Annotated in this window: 12 protein-coding genes; 4 read left to right on the top strand and 8 right to left on the bottom strand. The window is 33.8% G+C overall.

Annotation, left to right across the window (positions count from 1 at the left end; genetic code table 11):
• Window position 1: 1 nt before the first annotated feature.
• Genes mvaD through CAR_RS09160 form a run of 4 tightly spaced genes read right to left on the bottom strand, consistent with a single transcriptional unit; the run spans window position 2 to window position 3,609 of the window.
• Complete coding sequence (gene mvaD, locus CAR_RS09175) at window positions 2-988, bottom strand: diphosphomevalonate decarboxylase (protein WP_013711444.1); 987 nt, start codon at window positions 986-988, stop codon at window positions 2-4.
• Entirely contained in the window at window positions 981-1,925 is a 945-nt protein-coding gene (mvk, locus tag CAR_RS09170; protein WP_013711443.1) for a mevalonate kinase, read from the bottom strand. The genes mvaD and mvk overlap by 8 nt, the downstream gene beginning before the upstream one ends.
• A 52-nt stretch (window positions 1,926-1,977) precedes the next feature.
• On the bottom strand, window positions 1,978-3,336 hold the full coding sequence (locus CAR_RS09165; protein WP_013711442.1) for a tripartite tricarboxylate transporter permease: 1,359 nt from the start codon (window positions 3,334-3,336) through the stop codon (window positions 1,978-1,980).
• A gap of 27 nt (window positions 3,337-3,363) precedes the next feature.
• Window positions 3,364-3,609, bottom strand: a complete 246-nt coding sequence (locus CAR_RS09160; protein ID WP_013711441.1) for a hypothetical protein — start codon at window positions 3,607-3,609, stop codon at window positions 3,364-3,366.
• Window positions 3,610-3,826: 217 nt separating this feature from the next.
• Here CAR_RS09160 and coaA point away from each other — a divergent pair, with 217 nt between their 5' ends.
• Both coaA and guaA read left to right on the top strand, forming a co-directional pair.
• Window positions 3,827-4,750: a type I pantothenate kinase gene (gene coaA, locus CAR_RS09155; RefSeq protein WP_013711440.1), complete on the top strand. Its 924-nt coding sequence runs from the start codon at window positions 3,827-3,829 to the stop codon at window positions 4,748-4,750.
• 117 nt (window positions 4,751-4,867) lie between these two features.
• Window positions 4,868-6,418 carry a glutamine-hydrolyzing GMP synthase gene (guaA, locus tag CAR_RS09150; protein WP_013711439.1) on the top strand — a complete coding sequence of 517 codons (1,551 nt, stop codon included), beginning with the start codon at window positions 4,868-4,870 and terminating at the stop codon, window positions 6,416-6,418.
• 65 nt (window positions 6,419-6,483) lie between these two features.
• On the opposite strand, the gene CAR_RS09145 is transcribed toward guaA, so the two are convergent.
• Both CAR_RS09145 and CAR_RS12860 read right to left on the bottom strand, forming a co-directional pair.
• The gene (locus tag CAR_RS09145) at window positions 6,484-7,488 is read right to left on the bottom strand and encodes a DarT ssDNA thymidine ADP-ribosyltransferase family protein (protein ID WP_013711438.1); all 1,005 of its coding nucleotides are present in this window, start codon (window positions 7,486-7,488) and stop codon (window positions 6,484-6,486) included.
• Window positions 7,485-8,438 (bottom strand): macro domain-containing protein, encoded by a 954-nt coding sequence (locus tag CAR_RS12860; RefSeq protein ID WP_052303144.1) that lies wholly within the window; start codon window positions 8,436-8,438, stop codon window positions 7,485-7,487. Before CAR_RS12860 ends, CAR_RS09145 begins: the two co-directional genes overlap by 4 nt.
• Before the next feature lie 545 nt (window positions 8,439-8,983).
• On the opposite strand from CAR_RS12860, the gene CAR_RS09135 reads away from it, so the two are divergent.
• Together CAR_RS09135 and CAR_RS09130 are read left to right on the top strand one after the other, a co-directional pair.
• Window positions 8,984-9,781, top strand: a complete 798-nt coding sequence (locus CAR_RS09135) for a nucleotidyltransferase domain-containing protein (RefSeq protein ID WP_013711436.1) — start codon at window positions 8,984-8,986, stop codon at window positions 9,779-9,781.
• A gap of 430 nt (window positions 9,782-10,211) precedes the next feature.
• On the top strand, window positions 10,212-11,750 hold the full coding sequence (locus CAR_RS09130; RefSeq protein WP_041556521.1) for an ABC-F family ATP-binding cassette domain-containing protein: 1,539 nt from the start codon (window positions 10,212-10,214) through the stop codon (window positions 11,748-11,750).
• 114 nt (window positions 11,751-11,864) lie between these two features.
• On the opposite strand, the gene CAR_RS09125 is transcribed toward CAR_RS09130, so the two are convergent.
• Together CAR_RS09125 and CAR_RS09115 are read right to left on the bottom strand one after the other, a co-directional pair.
• A complete protein-coding gene (locus CAR_RS09125) occupies window positions 11,865-12,185 on the bottom strand; it encodes a DUF898 family protein (protein WP_041556519.1) in 321 nt (106 codons plus the stop codon).
• Between the two features lie 299 nt (window positions 12,186-12,484).
• Window positions 12,485-13,321, bottom strand: a complete 837-nt coding sequence (locus CAR_RS09115; RefSeq protein ID WP_013711432.1) for an endonuclease/exonuclease/phosphatase family protein — start codon at window positions 13,319-13,321, stop codon at window positions 12,485-12,487.
• Window positions 13,322-13,325: the final 4 nt, after the last annotated feature.

Below are 13,325 nucleotides of genomic sequence, written 5' to 3'. Positions count from 1 at the left end.
TTTAGAGTGTAACTTCTTTTAAGTCACTTCCAGGACCAGAGATAATCAATTGTTCTTCATTAAAATAATTTAAAAAAGCTGTTTTTATTTTTTGGCTATCAGATAAACGGCAAAGCACTTTAACATTTGGGCCAGCATCCATTGTGAAGTAACAAGGAATACCTTGCTTACGTAATTGTCTTACGAGTTGCATAGCGACAACACTATCCGGTTCCCAATAAGAAATTGGCGGGTTGGCTCCTAGCATAGTTCCATGCATTTTCATGCCATTGCTTTCTGTGATCTCGCCAACTAGTTCAAAGTCTTGATCACGGATAGCTTTCTTGATATTCACAAGATCAACCGCAGTACTTTCGACCCATCCTGAATAAAAAGGAGACGTTGCAACGGTTTGTTTCATACCTTCACGACTAGAGAGTTCTTTTTGATTTTTATTTACTACCACAACGAGCATACCAATATCCCAAGCAGCATCGTCAATCTTGACAGCATAAGAATCTAACGAAGTGGTTCCTTTTTGCCATTCAACAAAACCACCATAAATACTGCGAGTTGCCGAACCAGAACCTTGTCTTGCAAAAATAGAAAGTTCTTGAGGAGAAAGGTTTAAGCCGGTTGCTAAATTAGCAGCTCCAGCTAAAGCAGCCATTCCAGAAGCAGAAGAAGCCAGACCGGCAGCTGTAGGAACATAATTGGTACTTTTAATGATTGCAGGAGTTTTTACATCAGCTGTTTCTCTAAACAAATTTAAAAAGCGGCTAACTTTCAGAGTAGCAGCTTCATCTTGAAGAGTATCATTTAAGTAAAATGTATCTTTTCCAATAGATTCATCAAAAGACACAGAAGTTTCAGTATAAAAAGCATCTAAAGTGAGAGAAAGACTACTGCTCGTAGGTAAAATAAGAGCATCATCGCGCTTTCCCCAGTATTTAATTAAGGCAATATTTGTATAGGCACGTACTTTTCTTGCATTGCTCAATTTATTCATCTCCTAATTGGTGCGTCCATGTATTTACAGCACCAGCATCTACTAAAGCATTTGAAATACGTGCAGCTGTATCTTTATCGGCTGCTAAAGCAATCATACAGCCTCCACGTCCGCCACCCGTAAGTTTTGCACCTAATGCTTCGTTAGTTCTTGCGGTACTCACTAAATGGTTCAATCGTTCGTTGCTTACACCTAAAGATGAAAGTGTTTCGTGAGCGTCATTCATGACTAACCCTAATGTTACAGGATTAGCGGATTCAATTGCAAATTTTGCTTGTCGTGCCAAGTCACCTAAGTGATGGATGGCATCCATTGTCGTTTCTGTATTCTCTTTATTTAATTGTGCAATACTAGCAACAGCATCTCTAGTCTGGCCTTTTAAACCTGTATCAGCCACGATTAAGTAGGCAGATAGAGACAAATTAAAAGGCACGAAAGGTTTTCCTTTTATATAATAAAGTGGATGTCTACCGCTCGTCATTGCAGCATCTAAGCCGCTCGGATTACCATGAGCAATTGTTTCTGAGATATTGGCTAAAGTTAAGAGTTTTTCATCTGTGAGAGGGACTGAAAAATAATTAAATACTGCACGAACTGTTGCGATGGCAACTGCAGCACTTGATCCCATTCCTCTCTCAACTGGAATTGTGCTTTCAATGGTCAATTTAAAATTCGTTAATTCTTGTTTCAATTCATTAACTGTTGATTCGACAACAGCTATCAGATTTTCTAAATGTTGAGGAGCTGAAGCTAAGTCTCCTTGATAATAGACACAGTCTAATTGGACAAGCCCTTCAATAGGCGTAATCGTCGCGTGGATGTGTGTTGCAGGAAAAGGAATGGCAATGGCCGGTTCTCCATAAACAACAGAGTGTTCACCCATTAGAATGATTTTCCCATTAGCTTTTCCTAGTGCTGGTTGATTCAGATTCAACATGTTGTAACTCCTTTATTTCGTAATATAGTAATCGAACTCAAATTAGGAACTACTAAATTTGAGCAAGTTTTTCGACTAACCATGGAGCAGCATATAGTGTCATAAACTGTATACCATAGTTCATACCCATTTTATTTAAGGTTCCACTTGCAATTCCAATTAAGAGAACGCCAAAGATGTTTATTAAACCAGCATCCATATAAGCTAACAATAAGATAAAGGATATGAAAAGACCTAAAATTGCTTCATGTGGAATTTTTAATAAAACGAATTGCGAAATTTTTCCAGCATATCGATTGATCACGATATAACTGATAAGTGCAGCAAGAATTGAACCAATTAAAATAGCAATGGTGAATTCGGTTGTACTCAATATGTGATGCAAGTTATGATCAACGGTAAAAACGGGAGGAGCATTAAATAAGGGACTTCCTGGCCCAATAGCAGTTGGAGATAAAGGAATACCTAAAGCTATCAAGGGAATAATAATACCTGAAAGATACGTTGATTGTGCTAAAGCACTCATTGTAATAATTGCAGTAGAAGCTTTTTCGACAGGATCCTGTTTTTTATTTGCAACTAATTCTCCAAATAAAATAATCAACCCAACTGGACTTAAGACAAAAAGAAAGTTTGAAAAAAGTGCAGATAGGGAAGCAGGTTTTAACTCACTTTTGGATAATACTTTGAAAGGATTTATTGTTTGATGAGCAGAAGTACTTTTAGGTAACGTAATTTTTTTATATTCATCGGTCAACATCTTCTCACGATTCACCTTATTTAACAGCGAAAGAAGTGAAATAATCAACGGTCCTATTGTAATGCCTAAAAAGAAAGATGTTGTAATATTTGTGTCTTTTGGCACAACACCAATTCCCCAATACAAATAGCGCAACCCTTGGAAAAGCATTGCCAAAGGAAGAATGCTTACTAACGATAAAATTTTGTTTTTTCCTATTAAAGAAAGGAAAATAGCACCAATAACAAATAAAAGTGAAGAATAAGGTTGAATGATTTCTGCAAAAGGTGTTAATAGATCAGCTAACACTAAAGCAATTGGGACAGATATTAACGTTCCAATCAAAGCTCCAGAAGCCATCTTTTTGATCGTAATCTCGGACATGCCTCGATTTTTTAAGTATAACGCATGTTCAATCATAGGGCTAGAAAGAACTCCTCCAGGGAGCCCAACCAAAGCTGTTGGCATTGAATTGGTTAAATTTAATGTCACGATTGCTGCGATAAAAAAAGTTAATACAATAATGGGTTGTACCCCAGATAAAATAATAGCTAACGTAACCGGCATTAATACAGATGTTTCATCAGTACCAGGGATGAAACCTATAAAAGTATATAAAACAATTGCTGCAAGAGCAGCTATGACCATTTGAACCAACAATAATATTTCCATAATTTTTGTTCTCTCCAATACTTGTTCTTAACTGTTCTCTTGTTTGTCTTCTATCGTAACGATTCTTTTTGGTTTAATAAAGAGAGTTGAAAGGACAAATCCAACTACTGCACCTGCTAGACCAAAAAAAAGTTGTTTCGTTTTGTCATCGCTTGGAGCCAAAAAATAAGCACCCATAGTAGACCCACTAGATAACAGGATGGAAATGATTAAGTCTCTTAATTCAACAACGTCTCCCCAAATTTCAAATTTTTCTTGTTTCCCTTTTTTCATTGCGATCTCCCTTAACTGTATCCTATTAGTAGGATGGATTGTAGTCGTATAATGCTATACCAAAATATATAGTACACTATATATAAGATAAATGGCTAGTTAAGTTTCTTTTAAGATGAATAGTTTATAGAGATATAGGAGAATAAAAACTATAAAACGAGCTATAATTTTGGTACAATAGTCCGGAAGTCTAGGAACTCGGGGGATCTATAATTATATGAAAGAGTCTGCTACATTTCATATCATTGAGCGTGAAGAATGGAAAAAATTAAACATTGATAGTATTGCTCCGTTATCGTCCAATGAATTAGAAGAATTAAAAGGGTTGAATGACCAAATTTCGATTAAAGACGTGGAAGAGATTTACATACCGATTGTTCACGTATTAGATGTGTATTTGAAAAATTATGAACAGCTACAAGCAAAAAAAAATAAATTTTTAAAGAGAGATACACTTCAAAAACCCTACATCATTGGAATTGCTGGAAGTGTAGCCGTTGGGAAAAGCACAACAGCTCGTTTACTCCAAATGATGCTTTCAAGAGTATACAAAGACAAATCTGTGGAAATGATTACCACTGACGGATTCTTATATCCTAATAAAATACTGTCAGAAAAAGGAATCATGAACCGCAAAGGATTTCCTGAAAGCTACAATATGCAGCAACTGATTTCATTCTTAGGAGATGTGAAAAACGGCAAATCATCCGTGGTCTCACCCGTTTACTCTCATGAATCGTATGATATCGTGGAAGGTGAAGAACACGTCTTAGAACAGCCAGATATACTCATTGTTGAAGGAATCAATGTCTTACAACTTCCGGCAAATCAACAAATTTATATTAGTGATTTTTTTGACTTTTCAATTTTTGTAGATGCTGAAGCGGATTTAATAGAGAAATGGTACTTAGAACGTTTTGGCCTATTATTAGATACGGCATTAAAAAAACCAGGGAACTATTATTATTCTTACGCCCAAGGCGACCGAGAAGAAGCGTTTGAAATGGCTCGTGGAGTATGGAAGACTGTGAACTTGAAAAATTTGAAAGAATACATTTCGCCTACTAAAAATAGAGCAGAATTGATTATTCATAAAACGGATCATCATTATATCGATCAGCTTTTATTAAAAAAGTATTAAAATAGAAAAGGGATACATCTACTGTGGTGTTGACCAATGTGAAAATAGTCGGTAGAATGAAAAAATACAATAAAAAATTAGATTTGAAAATAATAATTTGGGGTGGACTGTGTGGTAATGGTTACAGATTTAACAAATGTTGAAAAAATGATAGTACTAGATTTTGGAAGTCAATACAATCAATTGATTACACGTCGTATTCGTGAATTAGGTGTTTATTCTGAATTATTGTCTCATAAAGTGACTGCTGAAGAATTAAAAGGGATGAATGCTAAAGGGATCATTTTTTCTGGTGGTCCAATGAGTGTTTATGATGAAGGTTCTTTTTCTGTTGACCCTGAGATTTTCAATATGGGAATTCCTATCTTAGGAATTTGTTACGGAATGCAATTAATGACAACTGCTTTAGGCGGAAGAGTTGAAGGCAGCGAAAATAGAGAGTACGGTAAAGCAAGCATCAACATCAATGATCAACATGCTCCTTTATTTAACTCATTAGCAGAGACTGAAACAGTTTGGATGAGCCATGGAGATTTAGTTACTCAAGTTCCAGAGGGTTTTATTGTTTCAGCTACTAGTCCTCATTGTCCAATTGCTTCAATGTTTAACCCACAAAAGAATTTCCATGCAGTTCAATTTCATCCTGAAGTACGTCATTCAGAACACGGAAATGAAATGTTGAAAAACTTTACTTTTGATGTATGTGGCTGCGAAGGAAACTGGAGTATTGCTGATTTCATCGATTCTGAAATTGCAATCATTCGCGAAACAGTCGGTGACAAAAAAGTATTGCTTGGATTATCAGGCGGAGTAGACTCAAGTGTCGTTGGCGTATTGTTACAAAAAGCAATCGGCGACCAATTGACGTGTATCTTTGTGGATCACGGTCTATTGCGTAAAGGTGAAAGCGAACAAGTAATGGAAAGTTTAGTCGGTAAATTCGGCTTGAATATCATTCGTGTAGATGCGAAAGAACGTTTCATGGCTAAATTAGCTGGTGTGAGTGATCCAGAAACAAAACGTAAAATCATCGGAAATGAATTTGTTTATCTCTTTGATGATGAAGCAACAAAACTTGAAGGTGTTGATTTCTTAGCTCAAGGAACGCTTTACACTGACGTGATTGAAAGTGGAACAGATACTGCTCAAACAATTAAATCACATCACAATGTAGGCGGACTTCCTGACGACATGCAATTCAAATTAATCGAACCTTTGAATACCTTATTTAAAGATGAAGTTCGTGAATTAGGAATTCAATTGGGGATGCCTGAAAGCCTAATATGGCGTCAACCATTCCCCGGTCCTGGTCTAGGAATCCGTGTAATTGGTGAAATAACAGAAGAAAAACTAGAAATCGTTCGCGATAGTGACTTTATTTTAAGAGAAGAAATCGCTGCTGCCGGTCTTGACCGTGACATCTGGCAATATTTCACAGTTCTTCCTGGATTCCGCAGTGTCGGAGTAATGGGAGACGGACGTACGTATGACTACACAATTGGAATTCGTGCCGTAACTTCAATTGATGGTATGACAAGTGACTTTGCCCGCATCCCATGGGATATCTTGCAAAAAATCTCTGTCCGTATCGTAAATGAAGTGAAACACGTTAACCGTATCGTGTATGACATTACGAGCAAGCCACCAGCAACAATTGAGTGGGAATAAAAAAACTTAGAGCCCTTTAAGGGTTCTAAGTTTTTTTTCATTCCTAATAAATAAAAGCAGAACTGTTAATAAGGCAAATCTAGTTTTGCATCTATGTTAAAATTATTCCAATATACTATGTTTTGATTTAAGAGTATTTTTAGAGTGTAGTTTGCAATATCAGTAGGAAAACTAATTTCAAATTCAGGTACACATAGCCATGTACTGTTATCATATGTATAAGTTATGCTTGTAGCATTATCTATTAGAGCTACCTGAATGTGATAATTAGTAACTTGTTCCCCTCGATTTGTCTTAATAATGAATTTATTAGACATACCTATCACTTCTTCAATAAATGTCCAACGTCCAAAAAAAACAATCTTTTTACTATCAATTTGTATCAATTCATTATATTTCTTTTTGCTATCAGCACTTAGCATATACATTAGAGTTTCTTTTTCAGCAATACTTCTTACCATAATTTTTTTTAGAGTATTTAGAGACATTTCATTTGGAACAACTATTTCGGCCTGCCTATGTGATATAATTTCATTTCTTTGAGCACCTGAAAAAGATCGATCATGATATATTTTACTAAATGGAAAATTAGCCAGTTCAAGAGGTGTATTACATAAGTGATATTCTGAACTATGCGCTAAACTATGTTTACAAAAAAAAGAATTTTCAGATGTTAAGACTTGTTTTAGATCAAATAATAAAAATACAGGAAATGGGCAGTGTGCATTTAAAGTTGTTGTTGTTCTTAAATTTCTCAATCCTTCATTATGATATTGTGTAGGAGTTTTAGGTCTAAAGTAAAGTCTTACATAGTCTTTCACTAGAATATTAGTTTGGTTGATAACGTCTTGACTTGCATTATCATTTTGCATTAATTTTAACTCTTTAGATTTTGAACGAGAATATACTTTTCCAGTATTTAGGATTGAGATTATATTATCAATGTGACTGAAATGGTAACAGTATCTTGTCCAACTTTTTCTTATCATAGGATGTAATCCGGTAAATATATTTCCTTCGTATAGCTGGTCAGCAATGTAATCAAAAGTTAACGGGACTTCATTTGTCATATTAAACTACCTCCATCTGAAAAATTATCAGAAATAGGTAAGTTACTATTTCTAACTGTTAATCCATAAGTTTCGCTTCCGTTATTATTCAAAAGAAAAATATTTTCTAGGTAATCTAATAAATTTAATAATTTAAAAACTATTTGAGTATCATTATTATATGAAAATTCGACAGGAAGATCATAATCAAAAAGATACCCGTAATCTCTTAATTTTATCCATATGTCTAATAAATTATCTTCAGTAATTTTTATGGAATATCCATCATTTTTTAATTCAATATATTTTTCTAAACCATCATTCTCATAAAAAGTTTCATAATGTTCTGCGTCCTCAAATTCATTGTAAACATTAATATTCCAATGACCATCAAAATCTAATTTGTTATTATTATTTTTGACTTTAATAACTAAATCATCCCATAATTGTTTTATACTTAAATTTCTAGGACTATTATGCAACCATTGTAATGTTTGTTCAACATTCATATGCTCAACGTTATTATTTTTTGAATCATATATATGAATGAAAATATCTATAGGCAATGGTTTTAAGTACTTTTCCATTAAAGGTTTAACTTCTTTTTCCCAGTTTAAACCACCATTTCCGCAACCTAGTTGTGGAAATGAAATTGACGTGATTCCTTTTTCATCATAAGTCTCAACAAACTTTTTCAACCCATCTTCTATATAATTTATTTTAGAAGGTTGTCTCCAATGTTGCTTAGTAGGAAAATTAAGAATCCATTTATTTTGGGATTTATATAGCCACAATTTTCCAGTCTGTAATAACCCATTTTCACAGAATTCTCTATATTGATAATACATATCAGGGTATACGTCTTTAAAGCGTTTAGCTATACCTTTTCCCATAACTCCAACAGTGTTTACAGTATTTACGAGTACTTGAGCCTGACTTTGAAATATATCTTGTTTAACATATAATAGCAAATTTATCCCCCCTTTACTGCACTTAATTTAGTATAGATATAATAATATCGTAGAATGAAAGATAAAATATAAAAATAGTTAATAATTGAATTTTCAATAACTAGATAAATCACTTTTTAAAATTTATATATACGTATAGATAATAGACAAACAAGCATACTTATGATACCATAATTCGTTTTTGCATACTATGGTAACAAAGAGTATTATTAAGTTATATTATAGTATTGTAGATATATCTTTAATCAATAATTTTTTTTGCAATTACAATATATTTCTGTTATTAGATTTTATTTATATCTATATTTTATTTTTTCAGTTAAAAACTACACAATATTCTCCTTTTACTGAATTTACGTTACATATTCCTAATTATACTGACTCTCAAATTTTAAATATATGTAGACCTTAATAAAAATACATTTTAAACTTAGTATAGAAGTGAAAATATTTCTATAGTTATAAACTATCTCTATTCAATAAATTATTTTCTGCCTTTTGATGATATACTATAATTCTTATACAAAGTAAAGTGAGGTTAGGTCATGAATGAAGGGGAACTTGAGAAAAATAGACATGATCTTTTGAACGTATTGATACAAAAAGTTTCAAATTTTTCAGGAATAGAGGGTATCTTTCTTGGAGGATCAATAGCTACAAAAAATGAAGATCCTTTTTCTGATATCGATTTGAGAATTTTGCTTAGTGATTCATACTTGAACAAAGAATTCATTCAATTCTTTATTGATGATCTTAGTGAAATAATGTTTATTGAAACAAGAACAATTTCTTATGCAGTCATTCATTTTAACAACTTTATTAAGTTAGATATTTTTGTGTATAATAAATTAGATTTAATGCCTAGTGTCTGGTTGCAAAACATACTTATTATCTTTGATAAAGAAGGATTTTTAAACGAATTAAAAAATAAAGCTAAAGAATTAGTCTATCACATTACACAAAACGAATTTGATGAATTAATATCAAAGTATTTTGCCTTTTTTCATGAATTATATCGTCGAAAAGAACGTAAGGAGACCAATTACTGTGAATCATGTACAGTGATATTAAAGAATATTCTAATTGCTTTTTGGTATGTTGAACTAGGATATCAACCTAATTCATTGGGCGATTGGAGTAAGTATGAGGGAAATAGATCTAAATTAACAAAATTTCAATTAAAATATTTAGATAAATACACTCCAGTTTTAATTGAAGGGATTGAGAGTTTTATGAAATCTATTAATAATGAAACTTTGAAATCTATTGAACAGATCTCAAAGCACTATCATTTATCTTTTAATAAAAAACAGTTCATTATGATAACTTCAAAAGTTCTTTAAGGGGAAGGCTATAAGTATAATTTTTTACAAAATAATCTCTAAGAAACTAGTATTTCTTAGAGAATAATATTAGTGTATCTAAGATGGTATCAATAGAAGCAACTTAAGTACATTGATACTCATTCAAAGTGACGTAATTATTGTACAAAATACAAATCCTTGCTACAATGTACCTAACAAATCGAAAGGTTGTGCTTAAATGTACACTATCTAAAACAAATCGTAATTGAAGAAGAAATTTGTTTCTGCCAATAGGGTAGGTTTCTTTGCAACGGTTTTTTTAGATAAATCATTTAAACAACTTTTTGAATCGGCAATAGAGTTGCCATCTATAGGCATACTAGGATTCTCTCTGTTTAATTGAAATTGACCGACCGTCTGCAGAAACTTGCTGGCGGTCGTTTTTATTTATTAGATAGGAGGAATCAGTATGTTACAAGTGAGAAATTTGACCTTGCACCACTTAATGGATTTAAAAGAAATCATCAAGGACTTGAGTTTTACAGTCAATCCTGGAGAAAAGGTAGCCATTATTGGGGAAGAAGGAAATGGCAAGTCAACATTATTAAAATGGATTCTTGAAGATAAAAGTATCGAATCGTATATTCAAGCAGAAGGGGAATTGATCAACCAGTTCAGTCGCACCGTTTATTTGCCACAATCCTTACCGCAAGAATATATGGAGTATAGTGTTGATCAGTACTTTTTCAGCCAAGCTGATGCTATGGACATCGACTACCAAATGCTCTATCAATTAGTGGGGCAACTTGGATTTGATGCGAATCGGTTAACAAGTTCGCAAACAGTAGGCAGTTTATCTGGTGGCGAAAAAATCAAAGTTCAGCTACTAAAAGCACTCTCAACAGATCCTGATTTGCTATTGCTTGATGAGCCTTCTAACGACTTGGATCTTGATACAGTCAAATGGTTAGAGCACTTTATAAAATCTACACCACTAACGATTATTTTTATCTCGCATGACGAATCTCTGCTTTCAGCGACAGCGACCAAAGTCATTCAGATCGAGCTATTAAGGCATAAGACAGTACCCGTCTCGACTGTGTCCAAGTTATCGTATAAAGAATACATTGAACAAAAAGAAGCACGCTATGAACACCAATCTCAAGTTGCCAACAAGCAGCGGGAAGAACATTATAAGCAAATGGAGAAATACCGACAAGTTGAAAGCAGTGTGCACCATGCACAAGGAGCTATTTCAAGACAAGATCCGTCTGGAGCAAGGTTATTAAAAAAGAAAATGCATGCAGTAAAATCAATGGGCAAAAGGTTTGAACGTGAAAAGGAAGATTTTGAAGATATTCCACTAAAAGCAGATGCCATTTTAGTGAAATTCTCAAATACCAAACCCCTTCCTGCAAATAAAACGATTCTCCATTTGGAAGATAAGAGTGTGAAGGTAGGAGATAAAGTTTTAGCACACTCACTGAATCTGCTAGTGAAGTCTCCACAAAAAATAGGAATCATCGGGCAAAATGGAGTAGGTAAAAGCACACTGCTGAAGCAATTATGGGCAGAATTAAGTCAGCGTACAGATATTGTAGCTGGATATATGCCGCAGAATTATGCCGAGTATTTACGGATGGATGAAACGCCGGTTGAATTTCTGAGTGAAACTGGAGACAGTGAAGAACGCACTCAAGTGATGACTTACCTAGGAAGCATGCGTTTTACAACAGATGAAATGCATCATCCAATCCAATCATTATCCGGTGGACAACAAGCCAAATTGTTACTACTGAAAATTGATTTATCAGGACAGAATGTGTTGCTCTTAGATGAGCCGACACGAAATTTTTCGCCGCTTTCCCAGCCAGAACTTAGAAAATTATTTAAAAATTTTGAAGGATCGATTATTACTATCTCCCATGATCGGATGTTTTTAAAAGAAGTCTGCGACCATGTCTATGAAATGAAAAATGATGGATTTGTTAGGATTGAGATGGAGTAGTTTTTTATGATTTGAAAGAAGTCATATGAATTGATTCGTTTTGCTAGATTGATAATAGCAGACAAAAAAAGTCCTAAGAATATTGATTTAACAATATTCTTAGGACTTTTTTTCTTAGCTTACAAATGTTGTATTACGTGCTTTCCAATCTTCTAGTTTGATGGTTACCCAGAAACCATATATACCAAGCGTTATAATCGTAAGTAAAAGCCATTTGATCCAGTGGCTAAACAAACTAAAAGCCGAACCATTAAATCTCATCCGTTTACCTTCAATAACAGTATTATTTATTTTCCAACCATAAACCATACATAAAGCCCAGGGGTAACAAATCCCAAAAGTTATTGCTGTTATAATCGTACCCAAAATGCTCCATCCTATTAGACTTAAAAGACTACCATCAAAAAATGAGTTTCTACCTTTATGTACTTCCAATTTTAAATTCCTCCTTAAACTATGTATAAATAGCTTATCACATAAAATGAAGGTATTGACGTTTCCAGAAAATAAATTTTATTTATTTGGATGTTCAATTGATCCGTTTGATAAATTAAATGGAAAATTCTTGAGTAATTATTTTTTGATAGTGCTCATTGGGATAGTGGCAAGTTCTTTGGGTGATTCTTTTATCAGTAGGAAAATCAAATCATCTATCGAAAAAAAAGAAATCATTAAAAAAGCTCTCGATCCGCAATCTAAAAAAGATTGTGAGTCTAGAGCTTTTTTTGTTTAAATTAGACGATGGTTTGTTTCATTGCGGCTGCAAGTTTGATACTGACGCCATAATGGTCAGAAATAATTTGATTATTTTTGCCATTAAAAAAGACTTTTGAGGAATCAACTTCAAAGGGGTGATTCGTAAAAATGAAATCGATTCTTAATTTTTCATTATTTTCAGCCCAACCGTCAATATTTTTTTCGACGGTGTACCCTTTATCTCGTTTCTCTGCTAAGTGGAAGGTATCAAACCAGTCTCTTGTTACTAAGTCATAACCTTCGTTAGTCATTTGTGCGGGATTATTGAAATCACCCATTAAGTAAATAGGTTCGGCTAACATTTTGAAAACAGTTGAGCACACTGCCCATTGCTCTTTAAAAGAATCGTCTTTATCATCCCACCAACCTAAATGGAGGTTGAAGTACCAGCTATCTTCAATTAGAACACCTAATACAGGACGCGTTTTGTAATTATCAAACGCTCTGCTTTTAGAAGCATAAAAGGTTTTGATTTCCTTGATTGGATGAAGGCTCAAAAATGCTAAACCTTCATCATAAATATCATAGCCAACGTGAGCTGGCTGCCAAGTCCAAGTATACCGTAGCCCAGCTTGTTCCAATTTTTGCTGTACAAGGAAAGCAAAATTGTTTCGCTTGATTTGGACAGTGGGATCAGCGGCTTGATAAGCAAACTGATCTGATAGATCAAGAACTGCTTCATCGATGGGTTGGTTTATTTCTTGGAAAGCAATCACGTCAAATTGATGGGACAGAATGGTTTTGACCAGCGTATCCAATTTATCATAGGGCTGTTCTTCTAACCAGCTGTGAGTATTTAACGTTAATAATTTCAATTAT

Origin of the sequence: Carnobacterium sp. 17-4, assembly GCF_000195575.1 — a bacterium.
Taxonomy (GTDB): domain Bacteria; phylum Bacillota; class Bacilli; order Lactobacillales; family Carnobacteriaceae; genus Carnobacterium_B.
The sequence above is the reverse complement of the archived record's forward strand: the minus strand, read 5'-3'. Positions and strand labels throughout refer to the sequence as shown.

Bases quoted from the DNA above. Each gene is read 5' to 3' on its own strand.
- mvaD (WP_013711444.1), bottom strand. From the start codon at position 988: ATGAATAAATTGAGCAATGCAAGAAAAGTACGTGCCTATACAAATATT.
- mvk (WP_013711443.1), bottom strand. From the start codon at position 1,925: ATGTTGAATCTGAATCAACCAGCACTAGGAAAAGCTAATGGGAAAATC.
- CAR_RS09165 (WP_013711442.1), bottom strand. From the start codon at position 3,336: ATGGAAATATTATTGTTGGTTCAAATGGTCATAGCTGCTCTTGCAGCA.
- CAR_RS09160 (WP_013711441.1), bottom strand. From the start codon at position 3,609: ATGAAAAAAGGGAAACAAGAAAAATTTGAAATTTGGGGAGACGTTGTT.
- coaA (WP_013711440.1), top strand. From the start codon at position 3,827: ATGAAAGAGTCTGCTACATTTCATATCATTGAGCGTGAAGAATGGAAA.
- guaA (WP_013711439.1), top strand. From the start codon at position 4,868: ATGGTTACAGATTTAACAAATGTTGAAAAAATGATAGTACTAGATTTT.
- CAR_RS09145 (WP_013711438.1), bottom strand. From the start codon at position 7,488: ATGACAAATGAAGTCCCGTTAACTTTTGATTACATTGCTGACCAGCTA.
- CAR_RS09135 (WP_013711436.1), top strand. From the start codon at position 8,984: ATGAATGAAGGGGAACTTGAGAAAAATAGACATGATCTTTTGAACGTA.
- CAR_RS09130 (WP_041556521.1), top strand. From the start codon at position 10,212: ATGTTACAAGTGAGAAATTTGACCTTGCACCACTTAATGGATTTAAAA.